Origin of the sequence: Pseudomonas fluorescens Q2-87, from assembly GCF_000281895.1 — a bacterium.
In the GTDB taxonomy this organism is placed as follows: domain Bacteria; phylum Pseudomonadota; class Gammaproteobacteria; order Pseudomonadales; family Pseudomonadaceae; genus Aquipseudomonas; species Aquipseudomonas fluorescens_S.
Window position 1 is genome coordinate 1,604,225 of sequence record NZ_CM001558.1, and the last position, 18,176, is coordinate 1,622,400.

The window sequence follows — 18,176 nt, forward strand, 5'->3', positions numbered from 1 at the left end:
CGCCGGGCAACTGTCGAGGCTGGGCGGGTTGAAAGGGAGACAACCATGACAGACCTCTGTTTAGCAGCCTCGCGGTGCCTCGAAGACGCCCGTTCCTTCCAAGCGTCCCAGGCCAAGCCGATCCAATGAAATTATTCGTTCACTCACTCATCCTGCTGGCGCTGGCATGCTTCGGCCCGGTGTCGTTCGCCGCCGATGTGCCCGGCAGCCAGGACCTGGCGCGCGTGCCCCGCATGCCCGACGCGCAGATCGTCGACTATCGGCAAACCAGTGACCTGGAGCGCATCTATCCCATGGGCTCGATCCGCAAGATCAGCGGCCAGCTGCGCTTCGATGGCCAGGTGGACGCCCGTGGCAACCTCACCTCGGTCACCTATGAGCTGCCCCCGGAGCACGCCGCTACCGAGGCCTTCACCACGGCCCGCGAAGCCTTGCAGAAGCAAGGTGCCGAGCTGCTGTTCTGGTGCCAGGCCCGTGACTGCGGCGAAAGCAGCCTGTGGGCCAACGACGTATTCGGCAATGCCAAGCTCTACGGCGCCGATAACGGCCAGGCCTACCTGCTGCTGCGCCTGGCGCCGCCGGCGGACAACACGCTGATCGCGCTGTACGGCATCACCCGCGGCAATCGCAAGGCCTACCTGCATGTCGAACAGTTCGAGGCGGGCGCACCGCTCGGGGACTTGTTGCCGACTTCGGCAACCTTGTTGCGCCAGCTCAAGGACACCGGGGCCCTGGACTTGCCGCGCCTTGTTGCAGAGCCGGACGATACCTGGCTGCGCCTGTTGTCCCGGGCGCTGAACCTGGATACGGGCCTGCGGGTCAGTATCGCCGGTCCCCGAGCCGAAGACTGGCTCCAGGCGCTGGCAGGCCAGGGCGTCCGGGCGGCGCGCATGGAAGTCGCCAGCGGCGCTGCGACGGGCCTGCACCTGGAGTTGCTGCGCTAAGCTTTTCCGAGGCGATGGGGCTTACGCCGTCGCCCCGGTCCTGTTCATTTTTTCGAGACCCTACATGCTCAATAACGATCGGCTGTTGGTGCAGATCCTGCTCCTGGTGTTGTTCGGCGCAAGCCTTTGGGTGATGGCGCCGTTCTGGTCGGCGCTGTTCTGGGGCGCGGTGCTGGCGTTCGCCAGTTGGCCGCTGATGCGCCTGCTGACCCGTTGGGTCAACGGTCGCGAATCCCTGGCGGCGGCCTTGCTGACGGTGGGCTGGATGTTGCTGGTGGCGGTGCCGCTGGTGTGGCTGGGATTCAACCTGGCGGACCATGTGCGTGATGCCACGGCTTTCATCAAGGATGCGCAAGTCGATGGCCTGCCCGAAGCACCGACCTGGCTGGGCGGCATCCCCTTGGTGGGCGAGCGCTTGGTAGGCATCTGGAACAGCATCGACCAACAGGGTGCCGCCATGATGGTGTCTGCCAGGCCTTACCTGGGCCAAGTCGGCAACTGGTTGCTGGCCCGCAGTGCGCAGATCGGCGGCGGCATTCTCGAACTGACCCTGAGCATCGTGTTCGTGTTCTTTTTCTATCGCGATGGGCCGCGCCTGGCGGTGTTTGTCCATGGGCTGCTGGAACGACTGATCGGCGACCGTGCCGGCTATTACATCGAACTGGTGGCCGGTACGGTGCAACGGGTGGTCAACGGCGTGATCGGCACTGCAGCGGCGCAGGCCGTGCTGGCTCTGATCGGCTTCCTGATCGCCGGTGTGCCGGGCGCGCTGGTATTGGGTATCGTCACTTTCCTGCTGAGCCTGATCCCGATGGGGCCGCCCCTGGTCTGGATTCCCGCCACGGCCTGGCTGGCGTGGAAGGGTGAATACGGGATGGCGGTGTTCCTTGGCATTTGGGGCACGTTCATCATCAGCGGCGTGGACAACGTGCTCAAGCCATATCTGATCAGCCGTGGCGGAAACCTGCCATTGGTCATCGTGTTATTGGGTGTGTTCGGCGGATTGATCGCCTTCGGCTTCATCGGCCTGTTCATCGGCCCGACCTTGCTGGCGGTGGCGTACAGCCTGCTGACGGACTGGAGCAAGAGCCAGGCGCGGTAACCTTGCTCATCCGGGTAAGCCTGGCTTCAAAGGGCCAGGCTTACCGGTGAATCAGGTCGCTACGTTGAGGTGTTTGCCCACGGTGGCCACGTTATCCAGCGAATATTGCCGGCTGAGGTTGGCGATCATTTTGCCCAGTGCTTCACTGACATTGGCCTGGTCGGTGGCGCTGTCGGTGCTGCGGTCGGCCTGCAAGGCGCTGGTCAATTCGCTGGCGTTGATGCTGCCATCGCCATCAGTGTCGAGCTGGCTGAACAGCTCTCCACCGGAGGCCTGTTGTGCGGGTGGCGGCGGTGGGGCGAGGCTGGCGGCGAGTTCGTCGAGACTGACGGTGCCGTCTTCATTCGTGTCCAGGGCCGAGAACACTTGCTGGCTATTGGTACTCGTCCCGGTGCCGGCCAGCCCGTTGCTCAGTTCATCGCTGCTGACCACGCCGTCACCGTCGGTGTCCAGGGCGCTGAGCAAGGCGTCGGCCAGCTCGGTATCCGGCGCCTGGTCCCGTGGAGGTGGAGGCGGCGGGGCCATCGCAGCTATTTCCTCGCTGCTGAGGTCACCGCTGCCATCGCTGTCCAAGTCATCGAAGTTCTTGCTCAAGCTGACCAGGATGCCGTCGTCGCTCTTCTGTGACAGGGCAGTGTCCAGCTCGTCCTGATCGACCGAACCGTTGTCGTTGCTGTCGAGCTTGCTGAGCAACTCTTTCTGGAATTGCTGGCTGCGGGCACTGTTGGTCGTGGTACTGCTGGTGCTGGTGTAGGTCGAGTAACTGCTGACGCTACCGATCATGGGCGCTCTCCTTGGGCTGGAATAGCCGGTGGGTGCACCGGCTCATGCAGCCTCAGTGGGGCAGTTGTCGGGGGTGTGTGGAGTTTGTACCGAGAGCTTTACACAGTGGCGTGGGAGCGGGCTTGCTCGCGAATGCGGTGCATCAATCGATACATGGCTGGATGACACACCGCATTCGCGAGCAAGCCCGCTCCCACAGGTGAAGTCTGGGATGCCTAAAGGCGAGGCAAGCTGATCACCGCCGTCAACCCGCCGCCCGGCGTCTCTTCCAGGCTCAATTGCCCGCCCAGGCGCTGGGCGGCTTCGCGGGCGATGGTCATGCCCAGGCCGACGCCGCCGGAGTTGCGGTTGCGTGAGCCCTCCAGACGAAAGAACGGCTCGAACACGGCTTCACGCTTGTCCGCTGAGATGCCGGGACCGTGGTCGATGACCCGGATCAGTACCTGATGACGTTGGTCTTCGAGGGTGATCAAGGCGTGGCCGGCATAGCGCAGGGCGTTGTCCATGAGGTTATTGATGCACGAGCGCAGCGCCATCGGTTGCACCTGCAACGGGGCACAGGAACCGCTGGTTTGCACGTCGGCGCCCTGGTCCTGGGCGTTTTCGCTCAGCGATTCCACCAAGGCTTGCACGTCCATCCATTGCAGTGCTTCGCTGGTGCGTTGTTCGTGCAGGTAGGTCAGCGTGGCATCGAGCATGTCGATCATATCGTCCAGGTCCTGGCACATCTGGCCTTGCAACTTGAGATCATCGATCTGCTCCAGGCGCAGCTTGAGCCGCGAGAGTGGGGTGCGCAGGTCGTGGGACACCGCGCCGAGCATGCGTGAGCGTTGCTGCACCTGCTCGCGAATCCGCCGTTGCATCAGGTTGAACGTGTGGGCGGCCTGTCGCGCCTCCCGAGGACCGTCTTCATCCAGTGGTGGGCTGTCGAGGTTTTCACTCAGGCGCTCTGCGGCGTCGCTCAGGCGCTGGATCGGTCGGGTCAGCAGTTTGGCGCCGTACCAGGCGCCGACGATCAGGAACACGAACTGAAACGTCAGCGGCACCACCGGACCGCCGAACCAGGGGCGCGGAGGGCGGTTGGGGGGCGGGCCAAAGGGCGGCGGGCCTTCGTTGTTACGCGAAAACTCAGGCGGCGGCCCGGGCAGTGGCGGCCTGTCGTAATGGAAAAACCAGGCAAAGGCCAGCAGATGCGCCAGGACGATAGCCAGCAGCAGCACGCCAAACAGGCGGCCGAACAGGGAGTCGAGGCGCAACCGCATCAGCCGATGTCCCGAGCGTCGAACAAGTAGCCCTCACCGCGTACGGTCTTGATCAGTTGCGGGGCCTTGGGATCGTCGCCCAGCTTCTGGCGCAGGCGCGAGACCAGCAGATCGATGCTGCGGTCGAACGCCTCGATGGAACGGCCGCGGGCGGCGTCCAGCAGTTGCTCGCGGCTGAGCACTCGGCGCGGTCGTTCGATGAACACCCACAACAGGCGAAATTCAGCGTTGGACAGCGGCACCACCAGCCCATCGGCAGAGATCAACTGGCGCAGGACGCTGTTGAGCCGCCAGTTATCGAAGCGGATATTGGCGCGTTGCTCGGTGCGGTCGTCGCGCACTCGGCGCAGGATGGTCTGGATGCGCGCGACCAGTTCCCTGGGTTCGAAAGGCTTGGCCATGTAATCGTCGGCGCCCAGTTCCAGGCCGATGATGCGATCGGTGGGTTCGCACCGGGCGGTGAGCATCAGGATCGGGATGTCCGATTCGCTGCGCAACCAGCGGCACAATTGCAAGCCATCCTCACCGGGCAGCATCAGGTCGAGCACCACCACGTCGAAACGCTCGGCCTGCATCGCCTGGCGCATCGCGGCGCCATCGGTCACGCCGCTGGCGCGGATGCTGAAACGGGCCAGGTAGTCGATCAGCAGTTCGCGGATCGGCACATCGTCGTCGACAATCAGCGCACGGGTGTTCCAGCGTTTGTCATCGTCGAGCGTTTTTTGGTTGTCAGAGAGTGCAACGGGGGTGTTCTGCATGGATGCATCATCTGCCAGGTGGGCTGCCAACCGCAAAGAAGGCGGCAAGATTGGGGCTTCAGCATAGGCTTGGCACCGCGAGGCGTGAAGCGCTGAAGACGGATAGGGGCGAGGGACGGTAGCGGGTCGGCGTGTTGCGCGCATGTCAGGAATGTATCGGCTTCGACACAAAGGCCGGTATCGTCCATGCTGCAAGGTGACCGATGAGATTTACCGATCATCGGGTCCCGCACCGGCGCTGGTTCCGCTACAATGCGCGCCGATTTCGACCTGCCTGAGAGCCCGCTCATGTCCGCCTGCCAGACGCCCATCATCGTCGCCCTGGATTTCCCTACCCGTGACGCCGCCCTGAAGCTGGCCGACCAGTTGGACCCCAAGCTCTGCCGGGTCAAAGTCGGCAAGGAACTGTTCACCAGTTGTGCTTCTGAGATCGTGGGTACCCTGCGTGACAAGGGGTTCGAGGTGTTCCTGGACCTGAAATTCCATGACATCCCCAACACCACCGCCATGGCCGTCAAGGCTGCCGCGGAGATGGGCGTGTGGATGGTCAATGTGCATTGCTCCGGCGGCCTGCGCATGATGGCGGCCTGCCGTGAAGTGCTGGACCAGCGCAGTGGCCCACAACCCTTGCTGATCGGCGTGACCGTGCTGACCAGCATGGAGCGCGAGGACCTGGCCGGGATCGGCCTGGACATCGAGCCCCAGGAGCAAGTGTTGCGCCTGGCTGCGCTGGCACAAAAAGCCGGCCTGGATGGTCTGGTGTGCTCGGCCCTGGAGGCCAGCGCTCTGAAAGCGGCGCACCCGTCGTTGCAACTGGTGACCCCGGGGATTCGTCCGACGGGCAGCGCCCAGGACGACCAGCGGCGCATCCTGACCCCACGCCAGGCATTGGACGCCGGCTCCGATTACCTGGTGATCGGCCGTCCGATCAGCCAGGCGGCGGATCCCGCCAAGGCGCTGGCGGCCGTGGTAGCCGAACTGGCCTGACCTAACCCCGCAGTACTTATGTGGGAGCGGGCTTGCTCGCGAAGGCAGAGTGTCATGCGCCATTTATGCCGGCTGACACTCCGCCTTCGCGAGCAAGCCCGCTCCCACAGGTATTTTGTGACTAGACCTTAAGTACGAGCTTCCCGAAGTTTTCCCCGCTGAACAACTTGGTCAACGTCTCGGGGAACGTCTCCAGCCCTTCGACGATGTCTTCCTTGCTCTTGAGTTGTCCCTTGGCCATCCAACCGGCCATTTCCTGCCCGGCGGCGGCGAATTGCGCGGCATAATCCATCACTACAAAGCCCTCCATGCGCGCCCGGTTGACCAGCAGCGACAGGTAGTTGGCGGGGCCTTTCACCGCTTCCTTGTTGTTGTACTGGCTGATAGCGCCGCAAATCACCACGCGGGCCTTGAGGTTCAAGCGGCTGAGCACAGCGTCCAGGATATCGCCGCCAACGTTATCGAAATACACATCGACGCCTTTGGGGCATTCGCGCTTGAGGCCGGCATGAACGTCTTCGTTCTTGTAGTCGATGGCGCCGTCGAAGCCCAGTTCATCGATCAGGAACCGGCATTTATCGGCGCCACCGGCGATGCCTATCACGCGACAGCCTTTGATCTTGGCAATTTGCCCGGCGATGCTGCCCACCGCACCCGCAGCGCCGGACAGCACCACAGTCTCGCCAGCCTTGGGCGCGCCCACGTCCAGTAACGCGAAGTAGGCGGTCATGCCCGTCATGCCCAGGGCTGACAGGTAACGCGGCAGTGGTGCCAGTTTCGGATCGACCTTGTAGAAACCTCTTGGCTCGCCAAGGAAATAATCCTGCACGCCCAGCGCGCCGTTGACGTAGTCCCCTACCGCAAACCCAGGGTTGTTCGAGGCAATCACCTGGCCGACACCCAATGCCCGCATCACCTCACCGATGCCCACCGGCGCAATGTAGGACTTGCCTTCGTTCATCCAGCCACGCATGGCCGGATCCAGGGATAGATATTCGTTCTTCACCAGGATCTGACCGGCTGCCGGTTCGCCGACCGGTACTTGTTGATAAGTGAAAGTCTCGCGTGTCGCGGCGCCCACCGGGCGTTTGGCGAGCAGGAACTGGCGATTGGTCTGGGCAGTCATGGCTGGCACTCAATATGAATGAAGCCTTGTTGATAGACCTTCGAGGCGTTGGCCGCAAGGTTTGCGACCTCGGCGAATGCAGCTCGATCCAACACGGTGATAGTGCCGCCGGCCTCGTTATCACTGGCACCCATGGGGATGTAACCGGCATCTGGATAGTGCTGCCTTGCCACACCGGGCTGTGGCTACACTGGCGCGACCCCGCATTCTTCGAGGAATTGACAATGAGCATGACGTTTTCCGGACAGGTCGCCGTGGTAACTGGCGCCGCTGCGGGCATTGGCCGCGCCACCGCACAGGCGTTCGCGGCAGAAGGCCTGAAGGTGGTGGTGGCCGACCTGGACGTGGCGGGCGGCGAGGGCACGGTGCAGTCGATACGCGAAGCGGGCGGCGAGGCCGTGTTCGTGCGCTGCAACGTGACGTTGGAGGACGACGTGCAGAACCTGATGAGCGAAGTGATCAAAGCCTATGGTCGTCTGGACTATGCCTTCAACAATGCCGGGATCGAGATCGAGAAGGGCAAGTTGGCCGACGGGACTGTCGATGAGTTTGACGCGATCATGGGCGTCAACGTGAAAGGCGTCTGGCTGTGCATGAAATATCAACTGCCATTACTACTCGCCCAAGGCGGCGGAGCCATCGTCAATACCGCTTCGGTGGCCGGCCTGGGGGCAGCGCCGAAGATGAGCATTTATGCGGCCTCCAAGCATGCTGTGATAGGCCTGACCAAATCGGCGGCCATCGAATATGCCAAAAAGAAGATCCGCGTGAATGCGGTTTGCCCGGCCGTGATCGACACCGACATGTTCCGTCGCGCTTATGAGGCGGACCCGAAGAAAGGCGATTTCGCCAACGCCATGCACCCGGTGGGGCGTATCGGCAAGGTCGAGGAAATCGCCAGCGCGGTCTTGTACCTGTGCAGCGATGGCGCGGCTTTCACCACGGGGCATTCCCTGGCGGTAGACGGCGGTGTCACGGCGTTCTGACGGATGCGTCCCTTCCATCCGTAGGACAAGGCCCGCACTGGTTGCGGGCTTTTTCTTGAGCGCTCAAAAAATACTCGACGCGGCCCGTCAATGTGTTTCAAAGGGTGAGAAACGACGGTTTTGGCGATGTTCTCGTACATCGTCCGAGCGCCGCCTGTGCTTAACTGTTTCCGGAAATAAAACAAATGCTTAGGAGCTTGGTTACTCATGGAGTTGAGAATCGACCGACAGGCCCTGGTGCCTGTCGTGCAGCAAATTGTCGACGCACTGACCGGATGGATCCGACAGGATGCGGTACAACCGGGGACTCGCTTGCCCTCCGTGCGCCAATTGGCGCGACAGAATCTGCTCAGCCAATCGAGCGTCAATGAAGCCTGTGAACGCCTGGTTGCTCAAGGATTGTTGGCATCCCGCCACGGCTCGAGCTTTTTTGTCGCGCCGCCGTCTTCGTCCGCCCCCGGGCCCATCGGCAACAGCCAACCGCTGGATCCGCTCGCCGGGGGCTGCGTGGCGGACAGCTCGCACTGGGAGCTGCCGTTGGGCGCCGGCGGGTTGCCCGAGAGCTGGCGTGAAAGTGATGACCTGGGGTACGCGATTCGCCAGGTCACCCGCACCGATATGGCGGGGCTGTTCAATTACAGCACGCCGCTGGGGTTGCCCGCCCTGCGTGAGCAACTGTCCAGGCGCATGAAGCAATTCAATATCGAAGCCGACGAAAACCTGATCCTGACCACCACCGGGGCGACCCACGGGCTGGACCTGATCGTGCGCACACTGCTGCAGCCGGGCAGCTGCGTTGTGGTGGAGAGCCCCGGTTATTCGAAGCTGTTCGACCTGCTCAGGTTGCACAGGATCCAGATGGTCGAGCTGCCCAGGACCCCGCGCGGCCCGGACATCGATGCCCTGCAGGGCCTGTTGGCGACGCACCGGCCCAGTGCCCTGTTCATCAACAGTGCCTGCCACAATCCGACCGGCAGCAGCCTGGGCCCGACCGTGGCCCAGCGGCTGCTGCAACTGACCCGGCAATACGCCGTGCTGGTGATCGAAGACGACGTCTATGCCGACTTTCAGAATTCCACACGCACGCGGCTGGCAGCGCTGGACGCCGATGTGGTCTATGTGGGCAGCTTTTCCAAGACCCTGAGCAGCTCGTTGCGCGTGGGTTTTGTAGTGGCCGGGCCCTCGGTGATTGCGCGCCTGAGCGAGGTAAAGGCGATTACCAGCTTGGGCGGGTCGCGGTTCGGTGAGTCGGTACTGGCCAATCTTCTGGCCAATGGGGCTTATCGAAAACTGGTCCAGCGCCAGCGACAACGTCTGGGCACCGACAGGGCGGTGGTGCTGCAGGTATTGGAGGACGCCGATTGGGAGGTGTTCGGTAAACCAGCCGGTGGTCTTTTTATTTGGGCACGTGCGCCCTTGTCTGACTACGCTGGGTTGGAACGCTTGGCCAAGCGGTTCGGCGTAATGCTGTCATCGCGCACGGCATTCAGCCCCTCGGGGGCCGACACTGACTGGCTGCGGATCAACGTCGCCTATGCCCGCGATCCCAGGGCCATGGCATTTTTCCGGGCCGTGGCGTTGGATCGACCTCAAGTGTTCTGAAAACGACGCAGCTGTAGCTTTTTGCCATTATTCCGACGCCAGCATCTTGTGTTGCAGGGCGTCTCGTTGCGAATCTGCAATCAACACACACTGGCAGAGGACTGAGCGCAATGATTTCGGCCGTGCAAGCACGTTTTGCCAACTTGGGTATGGCAAAGAAACTGGGCATCGGGTTTGTCCTGGTGCTGCTGCTCACCGCAGTGGTTGCGGCCATCGGCGTCTGGTCCCTGCAGGCCATCAGCAATCGCTTCGAGGGGCTGAAGCAGATGTCTTCCCTCAATAGCGGCTTGCTCAAGGTCCGTCTGCTAGAGCAGGAGTACGCCTTGCGCTCTGACGCCAAGACGGCCGATGCCTTGCGTCAGGGAGTCGATGGGCTGGTGGCCCTGGCGAATGAACTCAAGCTCCAATCGGCCGCCAACGTGCCGGTGATGGACGATGTGGAGCAAGCCCTGGCGGCTTATCGCAAGGCATTCGACGAGTTTGTCGGCCTGAGCCAGAGCAAGGACCTGGCGCTGGAAATGGCCAGTTGGTCGGTGTCCAGTGTCGCCAATAACCTGGACGTGTTGCAGGCGGGGTTGGCGGATGATGGCGCTTATACCCTCAAGGACTCGGAAGGCAAGGAGGGCGCCGAATTCATCGAGCAGGCCAACCAGGTCAGCGAAGTATCGCGGCTGATGCTGCAAGCCATGAACGAAGCGCGGGTGCGGCTGGACCAAAGCCGCAAGGGCAGTGATGACGGGGCCAGGCAAGGCAGCATCGAGCAGGCTGAGCAAGCCATGAAGCAGGCCGAGGCGCTCAAGGGCACCGTCAAGGACCCGGGTTACCAGACCGTGCTCAACGAAGTGGCCGGGCACATTAGCGGGTTCAATGAACAACTGGCCGAATACACCGGCCTGCTGGCCAAGGAAAAAGTCGTCTACCAGCAATTACATGAACGCGCCGCCCAGGTTGTCGAGCGGGTTGACCAGGCCTACGGCGCCGAAGATGGTGCGATGCGGGCCGAGCTGAAGAAAAACGCGCTGCTGATCATCGCTTCGTCAGCCCTGGCGCTGCTGGTCGGGTTGATCGCGGCGTGGGTGATTACCCGGTTGATCGTGGCGCCGCTGCGCAGCGTCATTCGCGTCGCCCAGCAGATTGCCTCGGGTGACCTGAGCGCCACGGTCGAAGTGACACGCCGGGATGAGATCGGCCAGTTGATGCTGGCCATGCAACAGATGGGCGCTGGGTTGAGTGGTATTGTCAGCGGTTTGCAGGCAGGTATCGAACAGTTGGCCAACTCCGCGCAATCGCTGTCAGCGGTGACCGAGCAGACCAACCTGGAAGTCAGCAGCCAAAAAGAGGAAACCGAGCAGGTCGCCACGGCCATGAACCAGATGACTGCCACGGTTCACGATGTGGCCCGCAACGCCGAAGAAGCGGCGCAAGCGGCCCAGACGGCCGATGACAAAGTCGAAAGCGGTCAGCAGGTGGTTCGCCAGAGCATGGCGCGTATCGAGCAATTGGCCGACTCGGCCACTTCCGCCAGCTCCAGCATCGAAAGCCTCAGCGCCGAAATCCAGAACATCGGCACAGTGTTGAGTGTGATCAAGAGCGTGGCCGAACAAACCAATCTACTGGCGCTCAATGCCGCCATTGAAGCGGCCCGGGCCGGGGAACAGGGCCGGGGCTTTGCCGTTGTGGCCGATGAAGTACGTGCCCTGGCCCGGCGCACGCAACAATCCACCGAGGAAATCGAGCGACTGGTCAGCGCTTTGCGCTCAGCGGCCCAGGCGTCCGTGCAGCAAATCCAGAGCAGTGGCGAACTGGTGAAGATGGCAGTCAGCGATGCACTGCAGACTGAGAGCGCCTTGGGCAGTATCGCGGCGGCAGTATCGTTGATCCAACAGATGAACCAACAGATCGCAGCGGCGGCCGAGCAGCAGAGTTCGGTGGCCGAGGAGATCAATCGCAGCGTCACCAGCATCCGCGCCAGCGCCGATCAATCGTCCCTGGCAATGCGCGGCAACGCCGCTTCCAGTATTGAGCTGGCGCAGTTGGGGGTGGAGCTGAAGGGGATGGTGGGGCATTTCAGGTTGTGAGTTGACGCTTGTTCAACGCACGACCTGTGGCTTCCTGGTTTTCCTGGTTGCAAGTGAACGCCCGTCGTTAAGGGGCTGCTGCGCAGCCCAGCGGGAGCAAGCTCCCTCGTCACGGTGTGGCTTTCCGGCAGGGCAGCCTCAGTCGTAGACCTTTTTCTTCTTCCAGTCCGCGTCGGCCTCGACTTCCTTCAAGCCTTCGGTCAACTGATTGACTTCGCCTTCCACCGGCTGGGTCTTGGCCAGGACCATGGAGTTGGCGCGAGCCAGGAGTTTTTCCAGGTAGGCCAGTTGTTCTGCGTAGACCTGGGGCTCCTGTTGCTTGCGCAGATATTGCACCCCACGTTCGAATGCCAGGCGGGCCTGCCCCGGTTGTTCCTGCTGCAAAGCCTGTTGGCCCAGGTTGTTGAAGAACTCGATGTGCAACAGGACCAACAGGTGGCGAACTTCGCGAATCCAGCGCTTGGCTTCGTTGGGTGGCAGGAAACCGTCCTGGGCGGCGCGAGTGATCTGGCCGTGCAAGGCCTCGAGCAGGAAGCGCACGTCCTTGGCCTTGGCTTCGGTCTGGATCGGCGCCGGTGGGTTGTTCACTGGGATCGACTCACCCTGGGCAGCCAGTGCAGACAGTTCGTCCAGGCGAGCCTTGACGGGCGCATTACCTTTGTCCAGGTTGAGCAGGCGCTGGCAAACGTTGACCTCAAGGCGTGTCATCAGCAACTTCAAGGCCGGGGTCATCAACTGCCCCGGAAACGTTTCGGTCAGCTCGCCACAACGGCGCAAACGGTCGTTGAGTTCAACCTTGGTGCGGGCCTTTTCCAGCTTGTTGTTTTCCACCACATGGTTCATGTAGCCAATGGCGATCAACAGGGCGATCCCGGCTACGACGAGCAGGGTGATCATGAGTGGTGTCACCGGTAAGACCTCTTTATTAGGGTACGCATGTCATGAGTGTAGTGGCTTGGCTTTTAAGCGCATAGGCCTGCACGACGCGATTAGACGGGCGTCACGCTGTGTGGGAAGCACAACTGGCATGGATGCACATTGCCACTATTTGCCGGGCGCGACTATAGCGTCTCGGCGGGCGACAGAATATAGGCGTCAGAGACCGGGCGGGTAAAATCTCCCCAATCGGTGTGAAACGGGGCGAAGTCATTGATTTAAATAAATTTATATCTGGGGGTTGACGACCCTCCAATCCATCCATAGAATGCGCGCCACTTACAGCGTAAAGCACTCAGCCAAACGCGATAAGCAGTGAATGTTGTACGTGTGTCCCCTTCGTCTAGTGGCCTAGGACACCGCCCTTTCACGGCGGTAACAGGGGTTCGAGTCCCCTAGGGGACGCCATTGCGGGAATAGCTCAGTTGGTAGAGCACGACCTTGCCAAGGTCGGGGTCGCGAGTTCGAGTCTCGTTTCCCGCTCCAGTTTTAAACAGCGTTGCTTCAGGGCGGCGTTGAGTGAAACCAGTATCGGTATCTTCGGATGCGGATCTGGGCACTGGAACACACACCATGTGTTCCGGGCAGCGTGTCCCCTTCGTCTAGTGGCCTAGGACACCGCCCTTTCACGGCGGTAACAGGGGTTCGAGTCCCCTAGGGGACGCCATTTGCGGGAATAGCTCAGTTGGTAGAGCACGACCTTGCCAAGGTCGGGGTCGCGAGTTCGAGTCTCGTTTCCCGCTCCAAATTCAAAAAAACGCCGCTCATTGAGCGGCGTTTTTTTATGCCTGTGAAAAAGTATTTATTGGGAAGGGTCATGGCCCACTTCGTTAGGGCAACTTTGTGGCCTGAGAGGGGCGGGCCTTTCGCTGCCTTAATAATGAAGGGGAAGTGCTGGCACTTCATTCAATATTCAAGGAAAAGCCCTGAACAAGATTAATAATCCATTCCTTGGAAAATGCACTTCTCCTAACCTTCCAGTACCCATTCTGGAGGCGCACTTATGCTGGTTTTCATTAAATCGATGGTCATTGGGCTTTGTATTGCAGCCCCTGTGGGGCCCATCGGGCTGTTATGTATACAAAGAAGTCTTACGCTTGGGTGGCGAGCCGGTTTCGCGACGGGGCTGGGGGCGGCCACGGCTGACTCGATCTATGGATTTATCGGTGCCCTGGGTATCACGGCCATCATAGCGACCCTTATCAGCTTTAAACCCTGGCTGTGTATTTTTGGCGGGATCTTCCTCGCTTATATCGGTTACCAAACCATACGCTCCAACAGTGGCGCTACCGCTATGGCAGGTGAGCGCGCCAATATGTTCAAAGCCTACTCGACCACGCTGTTCCTGACCCTGTCGAACCCCATGACTATTTTGTCGTTCATCGCGATATTTGCCGCCTTGAGCGACGGCATGGCCAGTGATCAAGGCAGCCAGCACGCCGTATTGCCAATGGTGACAGGCATCTTCCTGGGCTCGGCTGCCTGGTGGTTGGGGTTGAGCGGGTTCTCTTCCATTTTCAAGGCGCGAATTGCCCAATCAAAGCTGAGGCTGATCAACTACTTTTCCGGGTCGACCATCACCATCCTGGGGGTTTATCAAGTAGCCACTGGCGTCATGCTGGCCACCGGAACCTGACCGGCCATCGTTGCCAGGCTTGTCCCTCCTTGAACGAGGGATAAGCCTGGCAACGGCCGTTTTATTGCAATCTGAAACCCTGGCTACGGCGCATAATGTGTCCATTATGTCCCCGCACAGGTTCAACCGTGCGTCCGGTCGTACGCCGTAGTTCAATGTAACGAGCCTGCCCCTCGTTTTCCGCGCACTTTGCAAAAACCTACCTTGCCTTTCTGTATGACACAGTTGCGTGGTGAAAGACGACACTTGACGGCTACACCGGGAAACGCGAGCTTTTCATTAAATTTTGTACTTTTAACCGGGGAACGCACATGGATCGTATAGACGTAAAAATCCTGGGTAAGGTACAGGACTGCGGTCGCATATCCATCACGGAGCTTTCCAAGCATGCGGGTCTTTCTATTCCTGCTACCAACGACAGGTTGCGCAAACTGGAAGACTCCGGCGTCATCAAGGGCTATAGCGCGCAGTTAGATCCAACCAAACTGGGGTACGGCATATCGGCTGTCGTCGGCATCACCACACTCAAGCCGGCAAAATCCAAACTGATAGCGACGCTCACCGATATACCCGAAGTCGTCGAATGCCTGCACATCACCGGGAATGATTCCTACTTGATCAGGATCTATGCCAAGTCGATGGCTGACATCGAGGGCATCATTGCGAAAATCAATGCATACGGTGAGACGCGTACCAGCATTGTCCTGTCCATTCCTATCGAGAGAAGAAAGCTCGCTCCGTGAGCCCGGGCGTCTGTCCGGCGTGAAGTGGTCGTTCTACGAGGTCGCTCCCAGCCATCGACGCCAGGCTAACCCTGGCACGGGTGGGGGCGTTTATATGGCCAGCGAGACATCCATACGAGCAAGAGCATCATGGCAGCGGGGCAAACGGTGACCGCCAATAGGCCGATGTGCAAATCCGAATGCGCTGAAATAATACCCACAAGCCATGGAATCAGACTGCACCCGGCGTTACCAGAGGCGGTCAATACAGAGAACATGGTTGCTCCACCCTGAGGGTATGCATCGGCCGTAATGGCGAGCATCGTTGGCCATAGGCAACTGCCTGAAAACCCTGCGGCGATGGCAGCGGTCAACGCCAATGCGGGGCTGGGTGCAAAGCTGATCACGAAAAACAGGACCACGGTAACGGCGCAGCAACCCAGCATCAGTGAAATGGCGGCTATCCGCTCTTGCAGCAGGGCGGTGGCAATGCGACCGAGCGCCATGCCAATTGAGAAGCCGGCGAGCGCAAAGCCTCCTGTTTCTTTTGAATAACCCAGTCCTTGCTCAGCGAAGGCGGGCAGCCATTGGGACAGTCCCGTTTCCGTTGCCCCACCGAGAAAGATGGCAATCATGCAGGCGATGAAATAAGGCTGCCGGATCAGCGTGGGCATGGATTCGCGCTGCACGTGGTCCTGTATCAAGGGCGGCAGGGTTGTTCGCATGAACAATAGGAACGTTGCAATCGGTGCAATGAGCAACCCCAGGGCAACCATGCGCCAGGAAATGTCCCACTGCAGTGCCAGGCTGGCGATCAGCACGGCGCTGACAGCGCCGATGCAGAAATACGAATGCAGCCAGTTCATGGCGGCGCTTCGGCGTTCGGGTTGCAGGGCTGCGACAATGGGGCTGAGGATCATGTCCAGCACACCCGCACCGAAACCCATGACGGCAACGGCAAATAACAGGAAGGTATAGGACGGTGCAAAAGCCACGAGCCCCAGGCCCGATGAAGTGGTCGTCAGTCCAAAAAGGATGATCAACCTGGCGTTTCCCCTGTCAGCCAATGGCCCGGTGATCAGAATGGCCACGATGAAACTGAGGAACATGACGGCGGGAATCCGTCCCAGTTGCTCCGTGGTCAGCCCTGAGGAGGCGCCAAAGGCATCGCTGAACGTTGTCAGGTATACCGGCAGAAAGTTGAGCGCCATGGCCAAGCACATCATGGCGGCATAGCACGCATAAAGCGCGTGACGATTGGAGTGGGGCGCAGGCAGCATTGTTTATGAGCTCTTGAAATTAGAAACGTGGGGCGCCGTGCTCTTTCCAGCAGCATTCAGTCCATTCGATTTCTGAGAAATGCGCGGCAAAAGACGAATCGCCGGGACTGCTGGCGAAGAAGCCAAATTGCACAAGTGCTTCTGCGTGAAACATGTGAAACATGCGCATCATGCAGAAATGTATCCCGTCAACTGAGTTTTCCAAGAGGAAGTCACTGCCTCTTCGGCTCAGCCGGTAATGCATGGTTTGTGTGATCCGGTCGAAATTAGCCATGGACCAGTCTGAGAAACCATTGTTTGTCACGACGGAAAACAGTTGTTGAAAGCCATTGTTCTGATACTCGATGCCGCTTTTCATCCAATTGTTTTTATCTTGATAAATGAACAGGCCGCATTGGTCGAAATGGACATTTGAAGCAAAAGATACCTTGGCCTTCAATGTCCAATATTGTTCCTCGCTTGCGACCACAATGGCCGGCGCATTGTCATACTCCAGACCGTAATAAGTGCCTCGCCAGAAATCGGTGTCGGGCGTGGTGTGGATAATTATTTCTTGATCGCTGATGGAGGATCGCTCTGGCACGTTGATCCAGCGCCAGTCTGCAATAGTGAGCTTCTTCATATTTATTGCCTGGAAAACCATTGGTTTATTTCATCATGGTGATGAACACAGACGTCCGCCGCGCTCAGGTCCTGCTGCCCTGAGTTAGGGTTGAGCAGGCCAACACAAAACATGCTGGCGGCCTTTGCCGCCGCCACGCCATGGGCAGAGTCTTCAATCACGGCGCAGGACGAAGGGGGAACACCCAAGCGCTTGGCAGCCATGAGGAAAATCTCGGGATCTGGCTTGCTATGTTCAACCTCATCGCCACAAACGATTTCGCTGAAGAAATGTTTTAGCCCGGCGTTACGCAAAATGAGCTCGACAAGTTCTCGAGGCGAAGAAGAGGCGACTGCGCAGGGCATTGCTGCTGTCTTCAATGCAGTGAGAAGTTGTGTCACGCCTGGCATGGCGGGGAGGGGCGTTGATTGCAACGCGTCCATCAATAGTCGGTGATGCTCCGCCATAAGGCCATCCAGAGAGTCTGCAAGTCCGTATTCGGTTTTGATCGCATTCCACATATGACGTTGAGTAGTGCCTACAAAACGCGACAGTTCGGTTTCATTCAGCACCACGCCATGGCGTGCATAAGAAAGCCTTTCCTGTTCCATATAGACGGGTTCGCTGTCGATCAGAACGCCATCCATATCAAAGATGAAACCTTGAATAGCCGACATCAATGCACACGCTGCTGTCTAGGGTCGCGCTTGAAATGCAAGAAGTTATAGTGCGAACGTGCTTCGAACTCATGCAGTTTGAATGATTTTGTCATTTCAATGTCTTGGAACCCTTCACCATCGATCAATGTAGTGGTGTCCGAGCCGCCAATTATGATCGGTAATTGCATGAGCATGATTTCGTCAACCAAGTCGAGATTGAATACCTGCCAGTTCAATTGGCCGCCACCTTCGACCATGATGTGATTGATACCGCGGGCTTCCAGCATCGGGAAGAGCTGTTTGAAGTCGACCCGCGCGGTGCCTGCAAACAGTACCTCTTTACCATGGGCGCGGATTTGCTCGATCATCTCGTGATCACGGGCCTGCTCGGTAGTCGCGATGATGGTTCGCTCGGGAGAACTGAGGATCTTTGCCGACGCTGGGAAGTTCAGCGATGTGGTGGGAATGATACGAACGGGGTTACGACCCGCTCCGTAGCGATTATTCAATTGCGGATCGTCTGTGGTAATCGTGTTACGGCCGACCATGATGGCGTCCACTTCTCCACGAAATTTATGAATGAAGCGCATGTCATCGTCATCGAAATGCTTGAAAAGCGGCTTGCTGGATGCTTCATTGCCGAGCGTCAGTTTGCCGTCAATGGAAATCTGACTAAATACAGTAACTTTCATAAAAGAATCCACTGGAAAGTGC

General features: G+C 59.6%; 18 protein-coding genes, 4 tRNA genes and 1 pseudogene. 13 read left to right on the plus strand and 10 right to left on the minus strand.

Going from position 1 to position 18,176, the window contains the following annotated elements:
• Positions 1–125 precede the first annotated feature (125 nt).
• Complete coding sequence (locus tag PFLQ2_RS20395; RefSeq protein ID WP_003179282.1) at positions 126–944, plus strand: DUF4892 domain-containing protein; 819 nt, start codon at positions 126–128, stop codon at positions 942–944.
• Between the two features lie 64 nt (positions 945–1,008).
• Positions 1,009–2,046: an AI-2E family transporter gene (locus PFLQ2_RS20390; RefSeq protein WP_003179284.1), complete on the plus strand. Its 1,038-nt coding sequence runs from the start codon at positions 1,009–1,011 to the stop codon at positions 2,044–2,046.
• Positions 2,047–2,097: 51 nt separating this feature from the next.
• On the opposite strand, the gene xopAW is transcribed toward PFLQ2_RS20390, so the two are convergent.
• From xopAW to PFLQ2_RS20375, 3 genes are all read right to left on the minus strand, one after another.
• Positions 2,098–2,829, minus strand: a complete 732-nt coding sequence (gene xopAW / locus PFLQ2_RS20385) for an EF-hand domain-containing protein (RefSeq protein ID WP_003179286.1) — start codon at positions 2,827–2,829, stop codon at positions 2,098–2,100.
• A gap of 215 nt (positions 2,830–3,044) precedes the next feature.
• Positions 3,045–4,091 carry a sensor histidine kinase gene (locus tag PFLQ2_RS20380; RefSeq protein WP_003179288.1) on the minus strand — a complete coding sequence of 349 codons (1,047 nt, stop codon included), beginning with the start codon at positions 4,089–4,091 and terminating at the stop codon, positions 3,045–3,047.
• Positions 4,091–4,849, minus strand: coding sequence for a response regulator (locus tag PFLQ2_RS20375; RefSeq protein ID WP_003179290.1), 759 nt, complete (start codon positions 4,847–4,849; stop codon positions 4,091–4,093). Before PFLQ2_RS20375 ends, PFLQ2_RS20380 begins: the two co-directional genes overlap by 1 nt.
• Before the next feature lie 288 nt (positions 4,850–5,137).
• On the opposite strand from PFLQ2_RS20375, the gene pyrF reads away from it, so the two are divergent.
• Positions 5,138–5,836 carry an orotidine-5'-phosphate decarboxylase gene (gene pyrF / locus PFLQ2_RS20370; RefSeq protein WP_003179293.1) on the plus strand — a complete coding sequence of 233 codons (699 nt, stop codon included), beginning with the start codon at positions 5,138–5,140 and terminating at the stop codon, positions 5,834–5,836.
• Positions 5,837–5,957: 121 nt separating this feature from the next.
• Here the strand turns inward: pyrF and PFLQ2_RS20365 are convergent, their stop codons facing one another.
• Both PFLQ2_RS20365 and PFLQ2_RS30370 read right to left on the minus strand, forming a co-directional pair.
• Complete coding sequence (locus tag PFLQ2_RS20365; protein ID WP_003179295.1) at positions 5,958–6,962, minus strand: NADP-dependent oxidoreductase; 1,005 nt, start codon at positions 6,960–6,962, stop codon at positions 5,958–5,960.
• Positions 6,959–7,096 (minus strand): hypothetical protein, encoded by a 138-nt coding sequence (locus PFLQ2_RS30370; protein ID WP_160167763.1) that lies wholly within the window; start codon positions 7,094–7,096, stop codon positions 6,959–6,961. The genes PFLQ2_RS20365 and PFLQ2_RS30370 overlap by 4 nt, the downstream gene beginning before the upstream one ends.
• Positions 7,097–7,186: 90 nt before the next feature.
• Here PFLQ2_RS30370 and PFLQ2_RS20360 point away from each other — a divergent pair, with 90 nt between their 5' ends.
• The 4 genes and pseudogenes from PFLQ2_RS20360 (at position 7,187) to PFLQ2_RS30955 (ending at position 11,628) form a co-directional block, all read left to right on the plus strand.
• Positions 7,187–7,948, plus strand: a complete 762-nt coding sequence (locus PFLQ2_RS20360; protein ID WP_003179297.1) for an SDR family oxidoreductase — start codon at positions 7,187–7,189, stop codon at positions 7,946–7,948.
• Positions 7,949–8,155: 207 nt separating this feature from the next.
• Positions 8,156–9,550, plus strand: a complete 1,395-nt coding sequence (locus tag PFLQ2_RS20355; RefSeq protein ID WP_003179300.1) for a PLP-dependent aminotransferase family protein — start codon at positions 8,156–8,158, stop codon at positions 9,548–9,550.
• A gap of 992 nt (positions 9,551–10,542) precedes the next feature.
• Positions 10,543–10,767, plus strand: a pseudogene (locus PFLQ2_RS30950) (HAMP domain-containing protein); the annotation flags it as partial.
• Positions 10,765–11,628 (plus strand): methyl-accepting chemotaxis protein, encoded by an 864-nt coding sequence (locus PFLQ2_RS30955; protein ID WP_371261161.1) that lies wholly within the window; start codon positions 10,765–10,767, stop codon positions 11,626–11,628. The pseudogene PFLQ2_RS30950 and the gene PFLQ2_RS30955, both read left to right, overlap by 3 nt.
• A 138-nt stretch (positions 11,629–11,766) precedes the next feature.
• Here PFLQ2_RS30955 and PFLQ2_RS20345 read toward each other — a convergent pair whose 3' ends face one another.
• Positions 11,767–12,525, minus strand: coding sequence for a hypothetical protein (locus PFLQ2_RS20345; protein WP_003179304.1), 759 nt, complete (start codon positions 12,523–12,525; stop codon positions 11,767–11,769).
• Positions 12,526–12,896: 371 nt separating this feature from the next.
• On the opposite strand from PFLQ2_RS20345, the gene PFLQ2_RS20340 reads away from it, so the two are divergent.
• The 6 genes from PFLQ2_RS20340 (at position 12,897) to PFLQ2_RS20315 (ending at position 14,943) form a co-directional block, all read left to right on the plus strand.
• Positions 12,897–12,972: transfer RNA gene (locus tag PFLQ2_RS20340), tRNA-Glu, on the plus strand.
• A 2-nt stretch (positions 12,973–12,974) separates the two neighbouring features.
• A tRNA-Gly gene (locus PFLQ2_RS20335) sits at positions 12,975–13,050 on the plus strand.
• Positions 13,051–13,155: 105 nt separating this feature from the next.
• Positions 13,156–13,231 (plus strand) — tRNA-Glu (locus PFLQ2_RS20330).
• Positions 13,232–13,234: 3 nt separating this feature from the next.
• A tRNA-Gly gene (locus PFLQ2_RS20325) sits at positions 13,235–13,310 on the plus strand.
• Between the two features lie 257 nt (positions 13,311–13,567).
• Complete coding sequence (locus PFLQ2_RS20320) at positions 13,568–14,200, plus strand: LysE family translocator (RefSeq protein WP_003179306.1); 633 nt, start codon at positions 13,568–13,570, stop codon at positions 14,198–14,200.
• A gap of 311 nt (positions 14,201–14,511) precedes the next feature.
• A complete protein-coding gene (locus tag PFLQ2_RS20315; RefSeq protein ID WP_003179309.1) occupies positions 14,512–14,943 on the plus strand; it encodes an Lrp/AsnC family transcriptional regulator in 432 nt (143 codons plus the stop codon).
• Positions 14,944–15,008: 65 nt separating this feature from the next.
• Here the strand turns inward: PFLQ2_RS20315 and PFLQ2_RS20310 are convergent, their stop codons facing one another.
• From PFLQ2_RS20310 to PFLQ2_RS20295, 4 genes are read right to left on the minus strand one after another with little or no spacing between them, the layout of a single operon-like run.
• Complete coding sequence (locus PFLQ2_RS20310) at positions 15,009–16,202, minus strand: MFS transporter (RefSeq protein WP_003179310.1); 1,194 nt, start codon at positions 16,200–16,202, stop codon at positions 15,009–15,011.
• A gap of 19 nt (positions 16,203–16,221) precedes the next feature.
• Entirely contained in the window at positions 16,222–16,824 is a 603-nt protein-coding gene (locus tag PFLQ2_RS20305) for a DUF1349 domain-containing protein (RefSeq protein WP_003179311.1), read from the minus strand.
• Positions 16,825–16,826: 2 nt separating this feature from the next.
• Entirely contained in the window at positions 16,827–17,480 is a 654-nt protein-coding gene (locus PFLQ2_RS20300) for an HAD family hydrolase (protein ID WP_003179312.1), read from the minus strand.
• Entirely contained in the window at positions 17,480–18,154 is a 675-nt protein-coding gene (locus PFLQ2_RS20295; RefSeq protein WP_003179313.1) for a dihydrofolate reductase family protein, read from the minus strand. Before PFLQ2_RS20295 ends, PFLQ2_RS20300 begins: the two co-directional genes overlap by 1 nt.
• Positions 18,155–18,176: the final 22 nt, after the last annotated feature.

What these genes read in the sequence shown, in the direction of transcription:
- PFLQ2_RS20395 (WP_003179282.1), top strand. Translation starts at nt 126, where the DNA reads ATGAAATTATTCGTTCACTCACTCATCCTGCTGGCGCTGGCATGCTTC.
- PFLQ2_RS20390 (WP_003179284.1), top strand. Translation starts at nt 1,009, where the DNA reads ATGCTCAATAACGATCGGCTGTTGGTGCAGATCCTGCTCCTGGTGTTG.
- xopAW (WP_003179286.1), bottom strand. Translation starts at nt 2,829, where the DNA reads ATGATCGGTAGCGTCAGCAGTTACTCGACCTACACCAGCACCAGCAGT.
- PFLQ2_RS20380 (WP_003179288.1), bottom strand. Translation starts at nt 4,091, where the DNA reads ATGCGGTTGCGCCTCGACTCCCTGTTCGGCCGCCTGTTTGGCGTGCTG.
- PFLQ2_RS20375 (WP_003179290.1), bottom strand. Translation starts at nt 4,849, where the DNA reads ATGCAGAACACCCCCGTTGCACTCTCTGACAACCAAAAAACGCTCGAC.
- pyrF (WP_003179293.1), top strand. Translation starts at nt 5,138, where the DNA reads ATGTCCGCCTGCCAGACGCCCATCATCGTCGCCCTGGATTTCCCTACC.
- PFLQ2_RS20365 (WP_003179295.1), bottom strand. Translation starts at nt 6,962, where the DNA reads ATGACTGCCCAGACCAATCGCCAGTTCCTGCTCGCCAAACGCCCGGTG.
- PFLQ2_RS30370 (WP_160167763.1), bottom strand. Translation starts at nt 7,096, where the DNA reads ATGGGTGCCAGTGATAACGAGGCCGGCGGCACTATCACCGTGTTGGAT.
- PFLQ2_RS20360 (WP_003179297.1), top strand. Translation starts at nt 7,187, where the DNA reads ATGAGCATGACGTTTTCCGGACAGGTCGCCGTGGTAACTGGCGCCGCT.
- PFLQ2_RS20355 (WP_003179300.1), top strand. Translation starts at nt 8,156, where the DNA reads ATGGAGTTGAGAATCGACCGACAGGCCCTGGTGCCTGTCGTGCAGCAA.
- PFLQ2_RS30955 (WP_371261161.1), top strand. Translation starts at nt 10,765, where the DNA reads ATGGGCGCTGGGTTGAGTGGTATTGTCAGCGGTTTGCAGGCAGGTATC.
- PFLQ2_RS20345 (WP_003179304.1), bottom strand. Translation starts at nt 12,525, where the DNA reads ATGATCACCCTGCTCGTCGTAGCCGGGATCGCCCTGTTGATCGCCATT.
- PFLQ2_RS20320 (WP_003179306.1), top strand. Translation starts at nt 13,568, where the DNA reads ATGCTGGTTTTCATTAAATCGATGGTCATTGGGCTTTGTATTGCAGCC.
- PFLQ2_RS20315 (WP_003179309.1), top strand. Translation starts at nt 14,512, where the DNA reads ATGGATCGTATAGACGTAAAAATCCTGGGTAAGGTACAGGACTGCGGT.
- PFLQ2_RS20310 (WP_003179310.1), bottom strand. Translation starts at nt 16,202, where the DNA reads ATGCTGCCTGCGCCCCACTCCAATCGTCACGCGCTTTATGCGTGCTAT.
- PFLQ2_RS20305 (WP_003179311.1), bottom strand. Translation starts at nt 16,824, where the DNA reads ATGAAGAAGCTCACTATTGCAGACTGGCGCTGGATCAACGTGCCAGAG.
- PFLQ2_RS20300 (WP_003179312.1), bottom strand. Translation starts at nt 17,480, where the DNA reads ATGTCGGCTATTCAAGGTTTCATCTTTGATATGGATGGCGTTCTGATC.
- PFLQ2_RS20295 (WP_003179313.1), bottom strand. Translation starts at nt 18,154, where the DNA reads ATGAAAGTTACTGTATTTAGTCAGATTTCCATTGACGGCAAACTGACG.